The following is a 20,468-nucleotide window of genomic DNA, read 5'->3' on the forward strand; positions in this document are numbered from 1 at the left end:
GACATCGCCGGGCCGGTAGCTAGGTTCGCACCACGATCAGGTCGTGAGGGCGCGCGTTCACGGATTCGGCACCGTCGGCGGTGACGACGACGATGTCCTCGATGCGCGCACCCCACTGACCCGGGAAGTAGATGCCCGGCTCGACGGAGAATGCCATGCCCTCGGCCAACGGCAGGTCGTTACCCGCCACGATGTAGGGCTCCTCGTGTACCGACAGCCCGATGCCGTGGCCGGTGCGGTGCACGAACGCCTCGGCGAGACCGGCCTCGGCCAGCACATCTCGGGCGACCGCATCCACCTGTTCCGCGGTGATCCCCGGCCGCACGGCCTCGACGGCCGCCTGTTGCGCACGCTGCAGCACCGAATAGTGCTGCGCCACTTCCGGATCCGGCTCCCCGATGCTGTATGTCCTCGTCGAATCGGAGTTGTACCCGGGTTCGTACGGCCCTCCGATGTCGACGACGACGATGTCTCCGGCCCTCAGCTCACGATCGGAGCATTCGTGGTGCGGGTCGGCGCCGTGCGGCCCGGATCCGACGATGATGAAAGCCACGTCCGAATGTCCCTCGGCGACAATGGCTTCGGCGATATCGGCGGCCACGTCGGCCTCCGTACGGCCCGGCACCAGGAACTCCGGCACCCTGGCGTGCACCCGGTCGATCGCCGCTCCCGCCTTTCGCAGCGCGTCGATCTCCGCGCCGTCCTTGACCATCCGCAGCCGGCGCAGCACATCGGTCGCGAGGACCGGCACCACGCCCAACACGTCGGCCAGCGGCAGCAGGTGCAGCGCGGGCATCGAGTCGGTGACAGCGACGGCGAGAGCGCTCCCCCGACTCGCGGTCGCGCCGGCGAGCGCGTCGGCCACCACCCGATACGGGTCATCGCCATCCACCCAGTCCCGCACCGCGATACCGAGTTCGGTGGCAGCGGATTCCTTCAGCGAGGCCAGCTCGAGCCGCGGCACCACGATCGTCGGCTCGCCGGACGCGGGCAGCACCAATGCGGTCAGCCGCTCGAACGTCTGCGCCCGCGAGCCGATCAGATACCTCAGGTCGTAGCCCGGCGTGATAACCAGTCCGTCCAGCGATGCGTCGGCTGTCGCCGCCGCTGCGGCTAGGAGTCGCTGGGCGTACACGTCGGTGCCGAATCGGTCGGTCGTCATGGAAGTCAGGCTAATCCGGCGCCGAATAGCTGGCGACCTCGATCAGGTTTCCGTCCGGGTCGCGGCAGTAGTGCGACGTCATGGGGCCGAGCGCGCCGGTCTTGGCGATGGGGCCCTCGGTGATCGTCACGCCGCAGGACCGCAGGTGCGCGCCGACGTCGTCGGGGCTCATCTCGGCGATGAAACAGAGGTCGAGCGATCCGGGAGCGTCGACCGCGCCCGTCTCCCAATTCGGTGCTCCCGTCGGCCGCACGTTGATCTTCTGGTTCCCGAACCGCAACGCCACCCTCCCTTCGCCGAACACCTCGCGTCCCATGCCCAGCACCCGCACGTACCAGTCACTGGTGGCGTCGACGTCACGACAGTTCAACACCACGTGGTCGATTCGATTCACGCTGAAGGCCATACCTCACGCTACTGTCGGTGACCGTGGCAGCTCCCGTGTTACTGCTCGACGGCGCCAGCATGTGGTTTCGCTCCTTCTTCGGCGTGCCCTCCTCGATCACCGCGCCCGACGGCAGGCCCGTCAACGCCGTACGCGGCTTCCTCGACGCCGTCGCCACCGTCATCACGCGCGAACGACCCGGGCGTCTGGTGGTGTGCCGCGACGACGACTGGCGGCCGCAGTGGCGGGTGGATCTGATCCCCTCCTATAAGGCGCACCGAGTCGCCGAGGAGGAGCCGGTGGGCCAGCCCGACATCGAAGAGGTGCCCGACGACCTGACCCCGCAGGTCGACATGATCATGGAAATACTGGACGCGTTCGGCATTGCGACCGCGGGCGCGCCCGAATGCGAGGCCGACGACGTGCTGGGCACACTGGCGGGCCGGGAGCGCAAGGACTCCGTCGTCGTGGTCAGCGGTGACCGCGACCTGCTTCAGCTGGTTCGCGACGAGCCGGTGTCGGTCCGCGTGCTCTACCTCGGCGGCGGCCTGGCCAAGGCGACGAAGTGGGGACCCGAAGAGGTCGCCGAGAAGTACGGCGTCCCGGTCAACCGCGCCGGACCGGCCTACGCCGAACTGGCGCTGCTGCGGGGCGATCCGTCCGACGGACTGCCCGGTGTTCCCGGCGTCGGTGAGAAGACGGCGGCCACCCTGCTCGCCCAGCACGGCTCGCTGGAGGACATCCTCGCCGCCGCGCACGATCCGCGATCGAAGATGTCGAAGGCCTACCGGAAGAAGCTGCTGGCCGCCACCGACTACATCGAGGCTGCCGGGCCGGTGGTCAAGGTCGCCACCGACGCGAAGGTGAATTTCTCGACGTCGTCCGACACGCTGCCGCTGTCCGCCGAGCACCCGCGCAAGGTGGTCAAGCTCGCAGAGCAGTACGGCGTCACATCGTCAATTGGCCGACTGCAGAAGGCTCTTGACGCGTTGCCCGGCGACTAGCATCCAGCTACTTCGGCCGACCGACCTCATAGGTGCCGCTGTTGTCCTGAAAGGTGACGGTGACCTGACGCTTGGTGCCGTCGATGCTGACCTCGCAGTCGAACGTCTCGCCCTTCTTCACCGTCGGGCTCTGACCGTTGTTGCACTTGACGTCCTTGACGTTCTTGGCGCCGTAGCCGTTGGACTCGTCCGTCAGGATCTGCTGGACACCCGACTGCGCGGCGCTGACGTCCAGCTTGGTGGTGACGAAGAAGCCGGGCTTCCAGAAGCCCAGCACCGCCACGACGGCGACGACGAGCGCGGCGAGCAGGCCGATCACACCGCCGACGACGGCCAGTGAACGCTTGGAACCCTCCTGCGTCTCGGTCGAGCCGTACTGGGGGTATTGACCGTACTGGCCCGGCTGGCCCGGCTGCTGACCGTACTGGCCGGGTTGCTGGCCGTACTGGCCGGGCTGCTGTCCGTACTGCGGATAGGCCTGCTGGCTGTAATCGTGAGTCGGTTGCTGGCCGAACTGCTCGGTCGGCGGGTACTGCTGCGGTGGTTGATACGGCTGCTGGCCGGGCTGCTGATAGGGCGGGTACTGCTGCGGCGAGTAGGCGGGCGGTTGCTGCTGCCATGCCGCCTGGTCCTGACCGGGCGCCGGCTGCTGCCACGCGGGTTGGTGGGACGGGTCGCTCGACGGCTGGTCCTGACCCGGCCACGGCTGCGTCTGGTCAGGTCCCTGCGGTCCGCTCATCTCGCTCCCTCGTCCTTGGTGGTGCCGATGGCCCACACCTTACCCTGCATCAACAGCGACGACGCCGCGTCGAACGTCGGCGATGGCGCGTTTCGCGGCGGCTCGGAGTTGCGGTGTCGGCGCGGCGTTGCGCACTTGATCGGCAAGATCAAGGACCTGCCGGCACCAGCGCACGAAGTCGCCCGCCGAGAGAGGCGAGCCGGTGCGGCCGACGTCGGATGCGTCGAGCGCGGCGGCCAGGTCGCCGGTGGTGGCCCATCGGTAGATGGCGGCGACGAAGCCCTCGTCGGGTTCGCGGCTCTGCGAGATCCGGTGCCGCTGCTCGTCGGCGCGCAGTTCGGCGGCGAACCGGCGGGTGTCGGCGAGTGCACGACGCAGCTTTCCGGTCGGGATGTCGGCGGCCTGCGGGGTCGCCGGCGAGTCACCCCGCGACTCGAACAGCACCGCCGACAGCACACCGGCCAGCTCGGCGGGCGTCAAACCCTCCCAGACGCCGCCCCGGAGGCACTCGGCCACCAGCAGATCGCTCTCGTTGTAGATGCGGGCCAGCAGCTTGCCGTCGTCGGTGACCCTGAGGTCACCGTCGGTTTCGCGGATGAAGCCGCGCTCGGTGAGCAGCTCGACGATGCGGTCGAACGTCCGGGCCAGCGAGTTGGTCGCCGCGGCCACCTTCTGCCTAATCTGCTCGTTGTCGCGTTCGATGCGCAGATAACGCTCGGCCAGTCTGGCCTTCTCCTCGCGGTCCGACAGGCGATGGCCGGGATGGCGCTCCAGCTGCTCGCGTAGACCCGCCAGCTCCGGGTCGACGTCGTGGTCGCGCGGTGGGCCGCTTCGCCTGCCCTTGGGTATCGCCATCCCGTCGGTGGCCGACCGCAGCGCCGACGCCAGATCGCGACGGACCCGCGGCTGGCGGTGCTCGACCCGCTTGGGCAGCGTCATCGAACCCACCTTTGCCGATGCGCCCGAGTAGTCCGCCGCGGAAATGCGTCCCGCCCAACGGTTTTCGGTCAGCACCAGCGGGCGTGGATCGTCGTCGTCGCGAGCCGCCTCGAGCACGACCGCCAGCCCGGCCCGCCGCCCGTTGACGATGTTGACGATGTCGCCGCGCCGCAACGACGACAGCGCATCGTTGGTGGCCCTTCTGCGATGCAGCCGCGATGCCCGTGACTGAGCCTTCTCGCGTTGGCTGATCGTTGCGCGCATCCGCGCATACTCCAGAATCGGGGGCTCGGTCATCTGCTCTTCGCGCGAGCGCTCATCGGCGCGCCCCCTCAGCTCCCCGGCGATCTCGTCGAGCATCCGCTCGCCGCGCTCGATGCCGCGCACCAGCCCGACCACCGAACGGTCGGCCTGGTACTGCGCGAAGGACCGTTCCAGCAGCTTGTGCGCCTCCGCCGGTCCCATCTTGTTCACCAGGTTGATGGTCATGTTGTAGGACGGCGCGAACGAACTGCGCAGCGGGAAGGTGCGGGTCGAAGCGAGGCCGGCTACTTCCGCGGGGTCCACGTCCGGGGTCCACAGCACAACCGCGTGACCTTCGACATCGATGCCGCGACGGCCCGCACGGCCGGTCAATTGCGTGTACTCCCCCGGCGTCAGCTGGACGTGCTGCTCTCCGTCGAACTTGACCAACCGCTCCAGGACGACCGTTCGAGCGGGCATGTTGATACCCAGAGCCAATGTCTCGGTGGCGAATACGGCCCTGACCAAACCCTCCGTGAACAGCTCTTCCACGGTATGGCGGAATACAGGCAGCATCCCGGCGTGGTGTGCGGCCAGCCCGCGCAACAGGCCGTCGCGCCATTCGTGGTAGCCCAGCACGACGAGATCGGATTCGGACAGCTCGGCGCACCGGCGGTCGACGATCTCGGCGATGCGGACCCGTTCAGCCTCGGTGGTGAGCCTCAACGACGAACGCAGGCACTGCTTGACCGCCGCATCACAGCCGGCCCGGGAGAAGATGAACGTGATGGCGGGCAGCAGGCCTTCGTCCTCAAGCAGTTCGACGACGTCGGGCCGTGACGGCCCCCGGTACATTCGCGGTCGGCTTCGATGGCCACCTCGGCCGCCCGAATGCCAATCGGTCAGCCGGTCGGCTTCGCGTCGATGCGCGATGTGCCGCAACAATTCCGGGTTTACCAACAGCTCGCGGCCGTTCTTCTTCGTGCCGCCGGAGCGGTAGTCGAAGAGGTCGAACAGCCGCTTGCCGACCATGAGGTGCTGCCAAAGCGGAACGGGACGGTGTTCTTCGACGACGACCGTCGTGTCGCCGCGCACCGTCTGGATCCAGCCACCGAACTCCTCGGCGTTGCTGACCGTCGCCGACAGGCCGACCAACCGCACCTCTTCGGGTAGGTGCAGGATCACCTCTTCCCACACCGCGCCGCGCATCCGGTCGGCGAGGAAATGCACCTCGTCCATCACGACGTGCGAAAGACCGTGCAGGGTGCTCGAATTCGCGTACAACATGTTGCGCAGCACTTCGGTGGTCATCACCACAACCGGCGCATCACCGTTGATCGACTGGTCGCCGGTCAGCAGGCCGACTCGCTCAGGGCCGTACCGGCGCACCAGGTCGGTGTGCTTCTGATTGCTCAGCGCCTTGATCGGCGTTGTGTAGAAGCACTTTCGGCCCGCGGCGAGCGCCAGGTGTACGGCGAACTCCCCCACCACCGTCTTGCCCGCGCCGGTCGGCGCGCACACCAGCACACCGTGGCCGTCTTCGAGCGCCTGGCATGCGCGCTTCTGGAAGTCGTCGAGCGTGAACGACAGATGCTCGGTGAAGACGGCGAGTTCGCCGCTAAGTGGCGTCGTCATCGATCGCAAGCCGTGACGAGGTCGACGCGGCGGTCGGCGGTTCGATCGTTTCGACGTCGCCGATCGCCGCGGCCCGGTCGTCGGGAACGTCTTCGAGCGCCAAACGACGCGCCTTGCGTCTGTCGTGGACGCGGGCGACCTGGATCGCGACCTCCAGCAAGACCGTCAGCGCCAGGCCCAGCGCCAGCATCGAGAACGGATCGGATCCTGGCGTCGCGAACGCGGCGAACACGAAGAGTCCGAAGATCAGCCCGCGCCGCCACGACTTGAGGCGCTGATAGGTCAGCACGCCGACCAGGTTCAGCATGATGATCAGCAGCGGGAACTCGAAACTGATGCCGAACACCAGAAGCAGGTTGATCAGGAAGCCGAAGTACTGCTCGCCCGACAGCGCGGTGACCTGAACGTCGCTGCCGACGGTCAAAAGGAAGTGCAGCGCTTTGGCCATCACGACGTAGGCGAGCACCGCCCCGGTCACGAAGAGCAGTGCGCCAACGCTCACGAACGCCATCGCGAAGCGGCGTTCCTTCCGGTACAGGCCAGGGGTGATGAACGCCCAGACCTGGTACAGCCAGACCGGGCAGGCGAGGATGAGCCCCGCGGTCAACGCGACTTTGAGCCGCAGCATGAACTGGTCGAACGGGGCCGTGGCCAACAGCCGGCACTCGCCGTCGGGCGCAATGGTGGCCCGCGCGGAGGCGGGCAGCGAACAATACGGCCCGCGAAGCCACTCACCGAGGCTGTGAAAGCCGAAGAAGGTGTTCGTGTACCAGAAAAACCCGATGATCGTCGTCAGCACGACCGCGGCCGCGGCGATCAGCAGTCGGTTGCGCAATTCGCTCAGATGGTCGACGAGCGACATCGTCCCGTCCGGATTGACCTTCGCGCGGCGTCGGCGCGGATCCATTCGCTTGAGGAACCCGGGGGTTTGCACGGAACCTGCCTATAAACCTATGAACACCGAGAATCGACGCGGCCTGCTGCCGCGGTCGGTCGGCGTGGGCTCAGGCCGGGCGCTTGTCGGTGGGCTCGGACGCAGCCGCCTGGCCGGCGACATCAGATCGAGCCTCGGGTGTCTCGACACGCTCCGAGGCGATCGGAGTCGCAGGCTTTTCGGTCTCCGGCTTGGAATCCGACTGCATCTCCTTGATCTCCGACTTGAAGATCCGCATCGACTTACCGAGCGAACGGGCCGCATCCGGAAGCTTCTTGGCGCCGAAAAGCAGTACGAAGACAGCGATAACGATCACCCAGTGCCAGGGTTGTAAACCGCCCAATTTGGTTACCTCCAGACGTCTGAGGCGAGTCTACCCGCCCGCCTCTGCGCCGACCCCATACGCACGAAGAGCAGCCGAAGCCGATTCGCGAACCCGCTGAGCGAGCAATTCGGGCGCCAACACCCGCACCCCAGAGCCGAAGCCCAGCACGAAGCGGGCCATCCACTGGTCGGAGGCGTACGTCATGGACGCCTCGCACGCCCCGCCGGGAAGCTCCCGGAGCACCTGCAGCGGGTAGTAGTCGAACATCCAGGACGCCGACCGGTCGATCAGCAGCGTCGCCGACGGCAGCGCCGGATCCGAGTCGAACAACGAGGTGTCCGGCGGGCTTTGCACCGCGGGCTCGGGCGGCGCCGACGGCTCGTCGAGCACGGATGCGTCGACGATGCGGTCGAACCGGAACAGCCGCACGCCCTCAGCGGACCGGCACCAGGCCTCCAGGTAGCTGTGCTCGGCGACCAGCACGACGCGGATCGGATCGACAATTCTGCTGGTCAGCATGTCGTGGGAGGCCGAGTAATACTCGATCGACAGCGCCCGGTTGCCCCGCACCGCCTCGCGTACGGCGGCCGCCGCCTGGCTTTCCACCGGCGCGGGCTCGTCGACCGCGGCCTCGGCACCGTGGGAGACCGTACCCGCGGCGGATTCGATCTTCGCGATCGCGCTGCGCGCGGCCTCCGGATCGACCATCCCCGGCACGTCGACGAGGGCCCGCAGCGCGACCAGCACACCGGTGGCTTCCGGCGAGGTCAGCCGCAGGGGGTGATCGATGCCCGCCGAGAAGGTCACCTCGATGGTGTCGCCGGAGAACTCGAAGTCGATCAGGTCGCCGGGGCCATAGCCCGGCAGGCCGCACATCCACAGCTGGTTGAGGTCGTCACGCAGTTGCTTCTCGGTCACGCCGAGATCCGATGCGGCCTCGGCGTGGGTGATCCTCGGGTTGGCCTGGAAGTACGGCACCATGTTCAGCAGCCGGACCAGGCGCTCGGAGACGGGGCTCATACGCCCACCTCCGCCTGGGCGCGCAGCCGCTCCAGCACCTCGTCGCGCAGCGCCTGCGGCTCGAGCACCACGGCGTCGGCGCCGTAGCTGGCGATCTCGCGAGCCAGTCGGTCGGACATCCCGATGTCGATGCTGATCTCCTCGCCGGCGCGGCCGTCGAGCTCCCGTGGACCGACCACCAGTGCGAGCCGGCGCAACGCGGTGGCGCGGCCGTCGGCGACCCACACCCTGGCCTGCGTTCCGGTCGGCGTCTCGCCGATCACCTTGTGCACGATCTCGCGCAGGTTCACCCTGTCGGGCGGCGTGACCGCACCGGCCGGACCGATGGCCTTCACATCCGCCCCGATCCGGGACAGCCGGAAGGTTCGGGTGGCGTTGCGGTCACGGTCGTGCCCGACGAGGTACCAGCGTCCGCGATCGGTGACCACACCCCAGGGTTCGACCGTGCGCGTCGTGTAGGGCTCACTGCGCGCGGGCCGGTGCGGGAACTGCACGGCCTGACCGGAATTGATGGCGGACAACAAAATTCCCAGCACTTCTTCGGATCCGCGGATACCGGGCATTCCCGCCGTCGGGGTGATGGCGATGCCCGCGTCTCCGGCGTCGACGTCCACGCCTGCGGCCCTCAGCTTGAGCAGTGCACCCTGCGTGGCGGTGATCAGCTCCGGCGACTCCCACAGCTGGGTGGCCACGGCGACGGCGGCCGCTTCGTCGGCGGTCAAATCGACAGCGGGCAGCGCGTACGCATCGCGGTTGATGCGGTAACCCTCGGTGGGGTCGAACTGCGAGACGCGGCCTGTTTCGAGAGGGATGCCCAGGTCGCGCAGTTCGTTCTTGTCGCGTTCGAACATCCGCGAGAACGCCTCGTCGCTGGCGCTGTCCGAGTAGCCGTATACGGTCTCACGGATCCGCTCTGCACTGATGTAGGTGCGGGTGGACAGCAGCGCGATGACGAGATTCATCAGCCGCTCGACTTTGGAGATACCCACGGGTTCACAGCTTAGGGCGTCCAGAGGTGGCGCTACGCAGTGGTGAGCGGGATGAACCGGCGCAGTTTGCCGGTAACCGGGTGGCGGTCGAGGCGGTCGACCGTCCGCACCGTGACATCGGGCGTTCGCAGCCCGCCATCGACGAGTGCCGCGCACAGCCGATCGGACAGACCATCGAGACGGAATCCGTCGGGCGTCACCACGAACACATCGACACCGCATCGAGTCTGGCGCACTTGATAATCGATCACCTCGGGAGTCTTCACCATCACGGATCTGATCACGATGGGATGGACATCGACGGTGCCGTAGTGGAGCACGTCGTCGTTTCGCCCTTGGACGCGCGCACGGAGATAGCCGTAGTTGGCGGCATCGGGCTGCCGGATGAACGTGTCGGTCAGCTCGTAACGGATCAGCGGCTGTGTCATGTTGTACATATTCGTGACAAGCACTTTTGCCGACGGTGCATCCGGCGCCACGGGGTTGTTGTCGGCGTCGACCAACTCCACGATGCACAGGTCGCTGTTGAACACGAACACGTCGTCATCGGGACACGTCTTGCCGAAAAGGCCTTCGGTGGAGCCGAAGCCATCCACAACAGGCACACCGAATGCGCTTCGGATTGCAGCCCGCATCTCTGGCAGCAACGTCTCGCTGGTCGAGCTCACCGTCACGGGAGTGATCCGAAGGCGACCAGCCAAAGCTTCCGCGCCAAGCCGAACAAGCATTGAGGCATATCCCGCCAGAACCGTGGGCCGTAATCCGTTGAGCCGTTCCACGATCTCGCTAAGTGGCTGCGTCGCAGGCACCAGATGAGACCGCACAGGTGTCATGCCATCGCGTGTCAGAGCTGCCAGCATGCCCGTGGCGTGCACAGCCGACGGCGACGCGACGAGTGCCATCGATGGCTGCTCACCCGGCGCACCGGAGAATGGTTGGGTCCGCCCCGGCTGGCGGGCCAATGATGCGACAAAATTGGCAACCGCAGCCCGGTCGAGGACGAATATTCCGCGCTGACCGGAACAGCCACCCGAGGCCAGCGCGATGTAGTTGTCCATTATCGGGACCGGTTCAGTACCGGTGGCCGCAAGCGCCGACTCGACTGCGCCATAGTTGAGCCCGCGGTCGGTGAACACCTCGTCGAGGCCGTCCATCATCTCGGTCTTCGTCATCACCGGCAGCACAGACAGATCGGCCGCGTCGATGCCCTCGATGTCGATGCCCGCCAATCTCCTGCGATGGAACGGAGACCGATCGAACGCATGCCGTAGCAGCGTCTGCAGCCCCTCGCGCTGTGCGGCCGCGATTCGTTCGGCGCTCCATGTCATCCGGGCGAACTGATCCGCCGCACCGGCGACGATCCGCCCCTGGACGTCGGCGCGGAACACGTCCCAGTCGCAGGAACTCATCACTTCTCCTCCAGTCCGAGCGCCCGCGACTCCAGTCCGAGCGCCCGCAACAAAAGTCGCTCGGCGTCCTCCTCGGGAAGCGCGTCTGGGTTCGCCGCACGTTCCAAGGCGGTGCCGACGGCACCCGCCTGCACGAACTCGGCGATCGAGCGAACTGGCACCGGCGGCTTGAGACCGATTGGTTCGTAGAGCTTTTCGAAGGCCGATGCAATTCCGTCCAGTGTTCGCGAATGCGCGCGGGCATACCGCTCACTGAGATCGGCGTCCCGCATCGCGATCGCACGGAACTCCGCCAGCAGATAGGGCCAGCCGGGTTCCGCAGCCGTGTCTTGCTGTCCTGCGCGCAGCAGTGCACGCACACCGTCGGCGCCCGCGAACTCCTCCGCGATTCGATCGTTCTCCGCCGCCCGATCCTCGATCCGGCGCTCGAGCAGCGCGAAGAACAGATCCGCCTTGCTGCCGAACTGCGAATAGACCACGCCGACCGAGAAGCCGGCCTTCTCGGCGATCGCGTCCACGCTTGCGCCGCCGTAACCGCGTTCGAGGAACACCCGTCGGGCGGCAGCGAGGACAAGGTCGCGGTTGCGGGCGACCTGTTCGACTCTGCGTAGTCTCGCCATGTAGGAAATTAGATAATGTTGTTATTTGAATGTCAACGCTATGTGAAGTGTCGCCTCAGTACTCCGGTTCGCGCGAGCTTTAGGGTGAGTTGTGGGCACTCGCTGGCAGGACACCTCCCTGCCTCGGGGCGACGACTACGACGCCCGCTGGGCCAAGCGGGCTGCCGCGGGCAAGAGCGTCCACGGCGAGGCCGATCTCGTTGAGAAGCTGCTGCAGGACTCGGGTGGCACCCGAGTGCTGGACGCGGGGTGCGGTACCGGCCGGGTGGCAATCGAATTGGCGAACCGTGGGTTCTCCGTGGTCGGCGTCGATTCCGATGCCGCGATGCTGGACACCGCCCGCGCGAAGGCACCCGAACTGAAGTGGGTACACGCCGATCTCGTCGATGCGGACACGGCCGTCGACACCGAGTTCGACATCGTGGTGGCTGCAGGCAACGTGATGATCTTTCTGACCCCGGGCACTGAACGCGCCGTCGTCGGCCAACTCGCCAACCGCATGGCGCAGGACGGCCTGCTGGTTTCGGGTTTCCAGCTCAACACGGGGCGACTGACGGTGGCGCGCTATGACGAATACGCCGCCGCGGCCGGTCTTGAACTCGTGCACCGCTGGTCGACTTGGGACCGCGAACCGTTCTCAGGAGACGACTACGCCGTTTCCACACACGCGAGGTCGCTCACATAGACGCGATGAGGCGCTTGACCCGCTCGTCGACCGAGCGGAACGGGTCCTTGCACAACACGGTGCGCTGAGCCTGGTCGTTGAGCTTGAGGTGCACCCAGTCGACGGTGAAGTCGCGGCCGGCTTCCTGTGCGGCGCTGATGAACTCACCGCGCAATTTGGCCCGTGTGGTCTGCGGTGGAGTGTTCACCGCATCCTCGATCTCCTCGTCGGTGGTGAGCCGGGTGGCCAGACCCTTGCGCTGCAGCAGGTCGAAGACGCCCCTGCCCCGCTTGATGTCGTGGTAGGCCAGGTCGAGCTGGCTGATCTTCGGGTCGGACAGCTCCATGTTGTAGCGGTCCTGGTAGCGCTGGAACAGCTTGCGTTTGATCACCCAGTCGATCTCGGTGTCTACCTTCGCGAAGTCCTGGCTCTCGACGGCGTCGAGCTGGCGTCCCCACAGGTCGACGACCTGCTCGATCTGCGGGTTCGGCTCGCGGGTCTGCAGGTGCTCGACGGCTCGCGAATGGTACTCGCGCTGGATGTCCAGGGCGCTGGCCTGACGGCCGCCAGCCAGCCGCACGGGCCGCCGGCCGGTCAGGTCGTGGCTGACCTCGCGGATCGCCCGGATCGGGTTGTCGAGGGAGAAGTCGCGGAACGCCACGCCGGACTCGATCATCTCGAGCACCAGCGCGGCCGTGCCCACCTTGAGCATGGTGGTGGTCTCGCTCATGTTGGAGTCGCCGACGATGACGTGAAGGCGCCGGTATTTCTCGGCGTCGGCGTGCGGTTCGTCGCGGGTGTTGATGATCGGGCGGCTGCGGGTGGTAGCCGACGACACACCCTCCCAGATGTGCTCGGCGCGCTGGCTCAGGCAGAAGGTGGCGGCCTTCGGGGTCTGCAGCACCTTGCCTGCGCCGCAGATCAGCTGGCGGGTCACCAGGAACGGCAGCAACACATCGGAGATGCGGGAGAACTCGCCCGCCCGCACGATCAGGTAGTTCTCGTGGCAGCCGTATGAGTTGCCGGCCGAGTCGGTGTTGTTCTTGAACAGGTAGATGTCGCCGCCGATGCCCTCGTCGGCCAGCCGCTGCTCGGCGTCGATCAGCAGGTCCTCCAGGACGCGCTCGCCTGCGCGGTCGTGGGTGACCAGTTGCACGAGGCTGTCGCACTCGGCGGTCGCGTACTCCGGGTGGCTGCCGACGTCCAGGTACAACCGTGCGCCGTTGCGCAGAAAGACATTGGAGCTACGCCCCCACGACACCACGCGTCTAAACAGATAGCGTGCGACCTCGTCAGGGCTCAGCCGTCGATGCCCATGAAACGTGCAGGTCACACCGAATTCGGTCTCGATGCCCATGATCCGCCGCTGCACCTCATCGAGCTTACGGGGTGGTTTCGAATCGCGGCGCATCAGCCGCGCCGTTAGCACCCCATTGTCTACAGAGGCCGCCGGGGTCCCGAGGATCCGCGGCGCACGGAGACGCCTGTGGATAACGTCAGCGCCGCAGCGCGGTGATCTGCCAGCATGAGGCATGGGGGGAAACACCGAAGTCGATCTCGATGCGCTGCGCGCCGTCGCTGCGCACGTCACGGAAGCAGCGGACGGGATCGCCGAATTGCACTGGCCCGCAGTGCCGGCCGACGAGCTGAAAGGCTCGGCCGTCGGCAATGTTCCCGCGCCTGATCTGATCGCGGCGAAGCTCGCCGACGTCATCGCGAACATGCGCGGGTGGGCGGTGGCGGCGCGGATGGCGGCCGATGCCTTCGAGCGGGCCGACCGCGGTAGTGCCGAGCGCTTCCCTCGCCGATGACCCGGCCGACGGTCGCACAGGCCGAGGCGTGGAATCCCGAGGCGCTGCGCACGGCCGCCGACGAATGGGACGCAGCCGCAACCGATGTGCAGTCCCGCATCGACGCCGTCGTGCGCGGCATCGACGGAACCCACGACTTCTGGAGGGGGTCGGCCGCTGAGGCGGCCCGCGGTCACGGCGGCACAATCGCCTCCGGCGGTGCACTGGCGACCCGGTGCCTGATCGCGGCAGCCGTCGCCGCGCGTGACGGCGCCGCGCAGATGAGTTCGGCGCGAGACGACGTGCTGAGCTCGGTGGCCGGCGCGCGCGCCGAGGGATTCGGGGTCGCCGACGACGGAGTCGTCACCGGGGGCGGCACATCGACCCTGCTGGTGACGTTGACCGGCGGCAGCGCGCGGGTGACGGCCGATGTGCTCAGCGGCCGGATCGTGGCTGCGCTCGACCGGTTGGGTGCGGCCGACGCAGACACCGCACTCGACATCACCGAGGCGCTGAACCCGGTCCTGGCATCGAAGGCCGACACCGTCCCCGCCGGGGCCTGGCCCGTGCTGCCGGCCGACCTCGTCGCAGGCTGGTCGGCGATCGGCCAGGACCGGATCGCGAATCAGATCGCCGCGATGACACCCGAACAGCGCCAGCGCCTTGTCGACGATTTCCCCAAGCAGGTCGGCAACACCGACGGCGTGCCTTGGGATATGCGCGTCGCGGCCAACCGGACCAACATCGCGCAGGCGATCGCCGACGAACGCCGCGAGAAGAGGCCGGGATCGCAGGGCCGTGTCGCGTTTTACCAAGGCCTGCTCACGGAGGTCGACGACCCCGCACGCAGCGGACGCCGGGTAGATCGCCAGATCCTCGCGTTCGACCCGGATCGGGCGTCGCTGATCGAACTCAACGGAGACCTGGCCGCCGCCAAGAGCGTCGCCGTCATGGTTCCGGGAATGAACACCACCATCGAGGACTCGGCCGCCAACACGAAGACAGCCAGGCGCTTCGTGTCCGCCACCCGTGGCGAGGTCGCGGCCATCACCTACCTCGGCGGGCCGTTTCCAGGCGGTGACACCATCGCGGCCGGCGTCGTCGACGCTGCGGACCCGCGCTATGCCCTGGAGATGGCCCCGCGTCTGGTGGCGTTCAGCGAGGACGTCGACCGCACTGTCGACGCCACCGGCCGCCACATCCCCGTCACCTACATCGGCCACTCCTACGGCGGGTCCATCATGGGCACCGCAGAGGTCTTCGGGCTGACGGCCGATCGCACGCTGTATCTCGCGGCCGCCGGCACCGGTGTCGGCGTCGACGAGCCATCCGACTGGCACAACCGCAACCCCGACGTGCTCAGATTCTCGATGACGGCCCCCGGCGACTTCATCGAAGTGGTGCAGGGCAGTCCGACCGGCCCGCACGGCGCCGACCCCGACGACATGCCCGGCGTGATCCATCTCAGCGCAGGCGATTACGACGACGGCAGGCCGATGGCGGGCCCGCTGGCGCACACCGACATCGTCAACGCGCCGTCGGACTCCTGGCGCAACATCCTGGCGGTGATCACAGGCGATTCCCCGGCCCTGCACAGGGCGGTGTCCTAGTGACGCAACACGATCCGCTGTTCCCGCGCGAGTTGGCCGCTCATCCCCGATCGCGATGGACCCAGCCGAGGCGCCGGCTGATCACTTCGGCGGCGGCTGTCGTCTGTTTGGCTATCTCCGGGAATCGGTCCGGGCTGAGACGGTAGGCTGGACCCGAGACGCTCAGCGCGGCAATGACATTCGAACCGGCATCGTAGATCGGAGCGGATACGGCGTTCAGGCCGACTTCGAGCTCCTCGACGACGCTGGCCCAACCGCGCTCACGCACTCCGGCGAGCTCACGCTCGAGATCCGCTAGCGTCACGACGGTGTTGGCGGTGAACGATTCCAGCGTCGCGGCGAGCCTGCCACGGAGATCCTGGGCGTCGAGCCCGGCGAGCAGTACCTTGCCGCTCGATGTCGCGTGCGCCGGGCAGCTCTGACCGACCCAGGTCCGGAGGCTGATTTGCTCGGGACCGATCGTCTCCACGATGTTGACGATGCGGTCCTCGTCCAGGATCGCGAGGTTGGTCGTCTCCCCCACCTCCGGTGCAAGCATGTCGCATACGTCCTGGCTCAGCTTCACCAGATCGAGGTGACCGCTGCTGGCCCTCGCCAGCCGGGAAATCGTGAAACCGAGCCGATACTTGCCGCGCTCCGTTGCCTGCTCGACGTAGCCACGGGACTCCAGAACGGCGATCAGCCGCGACACGGTTGACTTGTGCACCCCCAGTTCGGCGGCGATCTCGGTGACGCCGGCGTGGCCCAGTGTCGCCAAGATCTCGAGCACCAACAGCGCGCGGTCAACGGATTGAACTGCCGCCTCTGTCTTTCCAGTGGGCTTGCGCTCCACATCCGCCATGGGTCGCCACCCTATCCGGGCGGGATTCCGACGTTGCGTACCCGTCGCTGCACACCGACGATCTCGCGCAGCCCGTCGTTGAGCAGGCTGCGGTTCAGCGGTGAAAGCTCGGACATGGTGATCACGTCGCCGGGCGTGTGACCGGCGGCGGTCTGGGCGACCTGATGAGCCAGCCGCAGCCGCTGCAGCATCACGAAGACGTCGCACAGCGTTTCGGCGTCGCGGTCGCTGATCGCACCCTCCTGTGCTGCCGCGCTGAGCCGGGCAGGCGTCGACGCGGAGCCGACGCCTGCGCTCAGCCCACCCCAGCGCGCAAGGTTCACGATCGGCGTTATCGCGTGGTGCTTGAGGTCGAATGTGCCACCGCGCCGCGACAGCACATCACGCAGCGATCGGGTCTTGACCCGGGCGGCCAGCGCGTCGAGCCGCTGCAGCCGCAGGGCGTCGGAGTGTTCGTCACGCATCGAACGATAGGCGGCGGGAACGGTGTGCAGCGCCGGATCTCCCCAGACCACCCGCCCGTCGATGAGCAGCGACGACATCATCAGACCCTGACCGCGCAGCGGATCGCCAAGCCAGCCTTCCGCGGCCGCGTGCCACTCCGACTGCGAATGCGAGAAGAGCGGCTCGTATGCGACCGCGCCGTTGCGATCGGAGGGCAGACCACAGCCGTCGAGAATCTCGTGTGTGCGGACGGCGATCGCACGCAATCGATCACTGGCAGGCGACATGTCGTCGCGCCACGACAACGCGCTGTCCACATCGGATGACGGCATTGCCTCGCGGCGGGCGACGCTGCCGAGCGTCAGCCACGCGAATCCGTCGATCTCGGCACCGGCCTCCGCCAGCGCCAGTTCCAGCGCCCTGCGCACCAGGCTGTCGAGGACCACCGACAGGATCGCGCTGGTGGCGGACGCCTTGGTGCCGTTGCGGAACAGGTCGGCGGCCACCCCGGTGACTCGCTGTCCGACGTGCTGCAATTCGGTTGCGTCGGTGGCCAATCCGATGGAGCGACGCAGGCTGAAGCTCTGCCGGGCCGATGCGGCCAACAGGTCGGCGTCTTCGAGGACGCCGACGATCTCACCGCGCGACGTCACGACCGGCATGTGCTTCATGCCGCACTCCAGCATGTCCATCAGCACCGTCTCGGCGGTCAGGTCCGCGGTGACGCGCCGCGCAGGCGCACTCATCACGTCGGTGATCGGCGCGTCGATCGAGACACCGGCAGCGACCACCCTGGTCCGCAGGTCGCGGTCGGTGAAAATGCCCATGTCCCCGTCGGAGAGCCGGATCAGCGCGTAGGACACGTGGCGCTCGGCCATCCGGCACACCGCGTCGCGCACCGAGACATCGGGTTCGACAAGAAGCACGTCACCGTGCACCATTTCGCCGACCGGCCTGCTGTCGGTCGTCGGCGCGATCGTCGGGCGGTCCGCGCGGCTGACGTTCCACGCCGTCGACGCCAGGAACGCCAGGCCCGCCGGCTTGGCGAACTGCGCGCGAACCGGCGCACCCGGCAGCCGGATCAGCACGCTCGCCTGCGCGGCCCGCGCCACGAATTCCATTCCGCCACCGGTGAGTAGCGGTGTGTAGCCGAAGATGCCGCCGGGCTCGACGGTGTCGATCGTGGTGCCGTCGGCGCTCGCCTGCAGTGTCACCTGACCGCTGCGGACCATCCAGACGTCGCCGGGAACCCGTGTTGCGTAGTCGGCGACGACGGCACCTGCCGGGAACTCGACCAACTCCGAGCCGGCCGCCAGATCGCCGAGTTCGTCGTCGGACATCGCCTGGAACGGTGTGTGCTCGCCCAGGAATGTTTCGAGGCGGACCTCGAAATCAGCACCGGGGCGAGCCCCGAATTCAGCACCGGGGCGAGCCTCGAATTCAGCACCGAGGCGAGCCTCGAAATCAGCACTGCCGGATGAGCTCGGCACACTTCTCCGCCATCGTCATCACCGTGATGTTGGGGTTCACCGACGGCAGCTTCGGCATCGCGGACGCGTCGACCACCCGCAGCCGGTGGGTACCCTTGACCCGCAGTTGCGGGTCGAGCACCGCCATCGGGTCACTGAGCGAGCCCATCCGCGCCGTCGCCGCCGGGTGATACACGGTGTTGTGGCACTGGTGGATGTAGTCGAGCATTTCGTCGTCCGTTGTCGCATCGGGGCCTGGTGCGAGCTCGCGACCCACCCATGCAGCCAGCGGCGCCTGTTCGGCGATTCTGCGGGCCAGCCGGACACCCGTCAGCATGATCCGGTCGTCATACCCCTCGGGATCGGTGAAGTAGCGCGGATCAACCCGGGGCCGGTCGCGGAAGTCGCGGCTGCGCAAACGCACTGTGCCCCTCGACCGGCCCTGAGTCACGTTGGGCGTCAAGCAGAATCCGTTGTCGGTGGTGGGATAGCCACGCCGAAGCGTGTTCATGTCGAACGGCACGCTTCCGTAGTGCATCATCAGGTCGGCCTGGCTGCGGCCGTCATCGACGGTGGTGAACAACCCGATCTCCCACCACTGCGTCGACGTCGTCACCATCGGCTTCGACGCCTCCCAGAACACCAGCCCTTCCACGTGGTCATCGAGGTTCGACCCAACGCCCGGCGAGTCGACCCGAACGTCGATGCCGATCTCTCGCAGGTGCACGCTCGGGCCGATTCCCGAGAGCATCAACAACTTCGGCGTGTCGATCGCGCCCGCGGTGACGACGACCTCACGCCGCGCCGAGACAGTGTCATGGCCCGTCAGGTCCGGCCGCTGATAGCGGACACCGGTGGCCGAACGTGCGTCGTCGAAGACGATCTCGGCCACCCAGCAACCGGTGCGCACCTCGAGATTGCGCCTTGACGCCAGGATGGGATGCAAATACGCGTGCGAGCTGGACATCCTGGTGCCGTCCTCGGCCGCGTTGATCTGGAACCACCCCGCGCCGTTGCGGACGGTCTGCCCTCGATTGAAGGCGACCGTCGGCATGCCCACCATCGCAGCCGCCTCCAGGACCGCTGTGCCGCAGGGGTCGTCAGGAGGCACATCGCGGAGCAACACCGTTTCCTTCAACCGCTCGGTCAGCGGCAGGACTTCGGCGGCGCTCCAGCCGTCGGCCCCCATGGTCACCCACTCGTCCAGGCATTCCGCGGGCGGCAGGAACGCGATGCACGAGTTGTGTGATGAGCAGCCGCCCAGCACCTTTCCGCGCGCGTGCCGCATGAAGGAGTTGCCCCGCTCCTGCGGCTCGACCGGATAGTCCCAGTCGTAACCCGAATCCAGCAGATGCATCCACTCCGACAACCTCAGGATGTTGTCGTCGCCGACGTCGGAGGGGCCAGCCTCGAGCAGGCACACCGTGACGTCCGGATCCTCCGAGAGCCGGGCGGCCAGCGCACAGCCCGCGGTGCCGCCACCGGCGATCACATAGTCGAAGGTGCCGGCGTCCCGGCCGTGAGGAGATGCATCCTCAGCCATGTCAGGCCTGCTCGAGCGGCTTCTCGGCTTCGGCCACCGTCGCCGCGGCATGCGACTCCAGCGTGCCGATGTGGTGGCGGCCCTTGATGAAATACCAGAGCAGACCGGATCCGAGGATCACACCGATGTAGACGAACGCGCCCCAGGTGTTGTACCAGGGTTCGCCGTACACATCGGCGCGCGGCCACGCCAGATTCAGCGCCATCAGGGCGCCCCAGGCCACCGCGAAGATGTTGACCGGAAGCCCCCAGCGACCCATCGTGAAGTAGCCGCCCTCCTTGAGATCCTTCGGCGGCCATTGCCCTTGCAGGCGCTTCTTCAGCATCGGCCCCGTCACCATCAGGTAGGCGAGGTAGATCATGATGATCGCGATCGAGGTCAGCACCGTGAAGATCTTGGGCTGGCCGATGTTGATCACCAGGATGATCGCCGCGATCAGACCGATGACGACTGCCGGGATGATCGGTGTCTGTGTCTTCGGGTTCACCCGGGCGAGCTTCTCGCCGAACGGAAGAGCGTTGTCGCGGGCCATCGCGAACGACAGCCGAATCGCGGCCGTATGCACCGCAAGCGTGCAGACCGTTACGGCCACCACGATGCAGATCAGGAAGATCTTGCCGAGCGGGCCCCACATCACCTGCTCGACGATGTACTGCAGGCCGCCGCTGCTCTCGCCGATCTGCGGGTCCTGCAGGTTCGGCGC

At 67.2% G+C, this 20,468-nt stretch carries 19 protein-coding genes; 4 read left to right on the plus strand and 15 right to left on the minus strand.

Annotated features, from left to right (window positions below; all coding sequences use genetic code 11):
• Nucleotides 1-19: 19 nt before the first annotated feature.
• Nucleotides 20-1,162 carry a M24 family metallopeptidase gene (locus QOC76_RS21825; protein ID WP_526360294.1) on the minus strand — a complete coding sequence of 381 codons (1,143 nt, stop codon included), beginning with the start codon at nt 1,160-1,162 and terminating at the stop codon, nt 20-22.
• 10 nt (nt 1,163-1,172) lie between these two features.
• Complete coding sequence (locus tag QOC76_RS21830; RefSeq protein ID WP_526360296.1) at nt 1,173-1,568, minus strand: VOC family protein; 396 nt, start codon at nt 1,566-1,568, stop codon at nt 1,173-1,175.
• Between the two features lie 23 nt (nt 1,569-1,591).
• Between QOC76_RS21830 and QOC76_RS21835 the strand changes: the two genes are divergently transcribed.
• Entirely contained in the window at nt 1,592-2,551 is a 960-nt protein-coding gene (locus tag QOC76_RS21835; RefSeq protein ID WP_526360298.1) for a 5'-3' exonuclease, read from the plus strand.
• 7 nt (nt 2,552-2,558) lie between these two features.
• Here the strand turns inward: QOC76_RS21835 and QOC76_RS21840 are convergent, their stop codons facing one another.
• The 8 genes from QOC76_RS21840 to QOC76_RS21875 form a co-directional block, all read right to left on the minus strand.
• Nucleotides 2,559-3,290 carry a DUF4333 domain-containing protein gene (locus QOC76_RS21840; RefSeq protein WP_526360300.1) on the minus strand — a complete coding sequence of 244 codons (732 nt, stop codon included), beginning with the start codon at nt 3,288-3,290 and terminating at the stop codon, nt 2,559-2,561.
• A 39-nt stretch (nt 3,291-3,329) separates the two neighbouring features.
• Complete coding sequence (locus QOC76_RS21845; protein ID WP_526360302.1) at nt 3,330-6,107, minus strand: DEAD/DEAH box helicase; 2,778 nt, start codon at nt 6,105-6,107, stop codon at nt 3,330-3,332.
• A complete protein-coding gene (tatC, locus tag QOC76_RS21850; RefSeq protein ID WP_526360304.1) occupies nt 6,091-7,041 on the minus strand; it encodes a twin-arginine translocase subunit TatC in 951 nt (316 codons plus the stop codon). The genes QOC76_RS21845 and tatC overlap by 17 nt, the downstream gene beginning before the upstream one ends.
• Before the next feature lie 70 nt (nt 7,042-7,111).
• Nucleotides 7,112-7,384 carry a Sec-independent protein translocase subunit TatA gene (gene tatA, locus QOC76_RS21855; RefSeq protein WP_526360306.1) on the minus strand — a complete coding sequence of 91 codons (273 nt, stop codon included), beginning with the start codon at nt 7,382-7,384 and terminating at the stop codon, nt 7,112-7,114.
• Between the two features lie 30 nt (nt 7,385-7,414).
• The gene (locus tag QOC76_RS21860; RefSeq protein ID WP_526360308.1) at nt 7,415-8,386 is read right to left on the minus strand and encodes a helix-turn-helix transcriptional regulator; all 972 of its coding nucleotides are present in this window, start codon (nt 8,384-8,386) and stop codon (nt 7,415-7,417) included.
• Nucleotides 8,383-9,375, minus strand: coding sequence for a helix-turn-helix transcriptional regulator (locus QOC76_RS21865; RefSeq protein WP_526360310.1), 993 nt, complete (start codon nt 9,373-9,375; stop codon nt 8,383-8,385). Before QOC76_RS21865 ends, QOC76_RS21860 begins: the two co-directional genes overlap by 4 nt.
• A 32-nt stretch (nt 9,376-9,407) precedes the next feature.
• Nucleotides 9,408-10,784 (minus strand): phenylacetate--CoA ligase family protein, encoded by a 1,377-nt coding sequence (locus tag QOC76_RS21870; RefSeq protein ID WP_526360312.1) that lies wholly within the window; start codon nt 10,782-10,784, stop codon nt 9,408-9,410.
• Nucleotides 10,784-11,404, minus strand: coding sequence for a TetR/AcrR family transcriptional regulator (locus QOC76_RS21875; protein ID WP_526360314.1), 621 nt, complete (start codon nt 11,402-11,404; stop codon nt 10,784-10,786). Before QOC76_RS21875 ends, QOC76_RS21870 begins: the two co-directional genes overlap by 1 nt.
• Before the next feature lie 91 nt (nt 11,405-11,495).
• On the opposite strand from QOC76_RS21875, the gene QOC76_RS21880 reads away from it, so the two are divergent.
• On the plus strand, nt 11,496-12,089 hold the full coding sequence (locus QOC76_RS21880; RefSeq protein ID WP_526360316.1) for a class I SAM-dependent DNA methyltransferase: 594 nt from the start codon (nt 11,496-11,498) through the stop codon (nt 12,087-12,089).
• Here the strand turns inward: QOC76_RS21880 and pafA are convergent.
• Entirely contained in the window at nt 12,082-13,440 is a 1,359-nt protein-coding gene (gene pafA, locus QOC76_RS21885; RefSeq protein ID WP_526360318.1) for a Pup--protein ligase, read from the minus strand. The two genes, QOC76_RS21880 and pafA, sit on opposite strands and share 8 nt — an antisense overlap.
• Before the next feature lie 160 nt (nt 13,441-13,600).
• On the opposite strand from pafA, the gene QOC76_RS21890 reads away from it, so the two are divergent.
• Entirely contained in the window at nt 13,601-13,879 is a 279-nt protein-coding gene (locus QOC76_RS21890; protein ID WP_526360320.1) for a DUF7162 family protein, read from the plus strand.
• The gene (locus tag QOC76_RS21895) at nt 13,876-15,468 is read left to right on the plus strand and encodes an alpha/beta hydrolase (protein WP_526360322.1); all 1,593 of its coding nucleotides are present in this window, start codon (nt 13,876-13,878) and stop codon (nt 15,466-15,468) included. Before QOC76_RS21890 ends, QOC76_RS21895 begins: the two co-directional genes overlap by 4 nt.
• 40 nt (nt 15,469-15,508) lie before the next feature.
• On the opposite strand, the gene QOC76_RS21900 is transcribed toward QOC76_RS21895, so the two are convergent.
• The 4 genes from QOC76_RS21900 to QOC76_RS21915 all read right to left on the minus strand — a co-directional run.
• Nucleotides 15,509-16,309, minus strand: a complete 801-nt coding sequence (locus QOC76_RS21900; RefSeq protein WP_526360324.1) for an IclR family transcriptional regulator — start codon at nt 16,307-16,309, stop codon at nt 15,509-15,511.
• 11 nt (nt 16,310-16,320) lie between these two features.
• On the minus strand, nt 16,321-18,093 hold the full coding sequence (locus QOC76_RS21905; RefSeq protein ID WP_526360330.1) for a putative nucleotidyltransferase substrate binding domain-containing protein: 1,773 nt from the start codon (nt 18,091-18,093) through the stop codon (nt 16,321-16,323).
• 124 nt (nt 18,094-18,217) lie between these two features.
• On the minus strand, nt 18,218-19,765 hold the full coding sequence (locus tag QOC76_RS21910) for a GMC family oxidoreductase (protein ID WP_526360326.1): 1,548 nt from the start codon (nt 19,763-19,765) through the stop codon (nt 18,218-18,220).
• A gap of 1 nt (nt 19,766) precedes the next feature.
• Nucleotides 19,767-20,468 (minus strand): amino acid permease (locus tag QOC76_RS21915; protein ID WP_526360328.1); only part of this gene is annotated, 702 nt, incomplete at its 5' end.

This window comes from Mycobacterium sp., assembly GCF_032159565.1.
Lineage (GTDB): Bacteria > Actinomycetota > Actinomycetes > Mycobacteriales > Mycobacteriaceae > Mycobacterium.

Excerpts from the sequence above, each read along its gene's own strand:
- QOC76_RS21825 (WP_526360294.1), bottom strand. The coding sequence starts at position 1,162 with ATGACGACCGACCGATTCGGCACCGACGTGTACGCCCAGCGACTCCTA.
- QOC76_RS21830 (WP_526360296.1), bottom strand. The coding sequence starts at position 1,568 with ATGGCCTTCAGCGTGAATCGAATCGACCACGTGGTGTTGAACTGTCGT.
- QOC76_RS21840 (WP_526360300.1), bottom strand. The coding sequence starts at position 3,290 with ATGAGCGGACCGCAGGGACCTGACCAGACGCAGCCGTGGCCGGGTCAG.
- QOC76_RS21845 (WP_526360302.1), bottom strand. The coding sequence starts at position 6,107 with ATGACGACGCCACTTAGCGGCGAACTCGCCGTCTTCACCGAGCATCTG.
- QOC76_RS21860 (WP_526360308.1), bottom strand. The coding sequence starts at position 8,386 with ATGAGCCCCGTCTCCGAGCGCCTGGTCCGGCTGCTGAACATGGTGCCG.
- QOC76_RS21870 (WP_526360312.1), bottom strand. The coding sequence starts at position 10,784 with ATGAGTTCCTGCGACTGGGACGTGTTCCGCGCCGACGTCCAGGGGCGG.
- QOC76_RS21875 (WP_526360314.1), bottom strand. The coding sequence starts at position 11,404 with ATGGCGAGACTACGCAGAGTCGAACAGGTCGCCCGCAACCGCGACCTT.
- QOC76_RS21890 (WP_526360320.1), top strand. The coding sequence starts at position 13,601 with ATGGGGGGAAACACCGAAGTCGATCTCGATGCGCTGCGCGCCGTCGCT.
- QOC76_RS21895 (WP_526360322.1), top strand. The coding sequence starts at position 13,876 with ATGACCCGGCCGACGGTCGCACAGGCCGAGGCGTGGAATCCCGAGGCG.
- QOC76_RS21900 (WP_526360324.1), bottom strand. The coding sequence starts at position 16,309 with ATGGCGGATGTGGAGCGCAAGCCCACTGGAAAGACAGAGGCGGCAGTT.
- QOC76_RS21905 (WP_526360330.1), bottom strand. The coding sequence starts at position 18,093 with ATGTCCGACGACGAACTCGGCGATCTGGCGGCCGGCTCGGAGTTGGTC.
- QOC76_RS21910 (WP_526360326.1), bottom strand. The coding sequence starts at position 19,765 with ATGGCTGAGGATGCATCTCCTCACGGCCGGGACGCCGGCACCTTCGAC.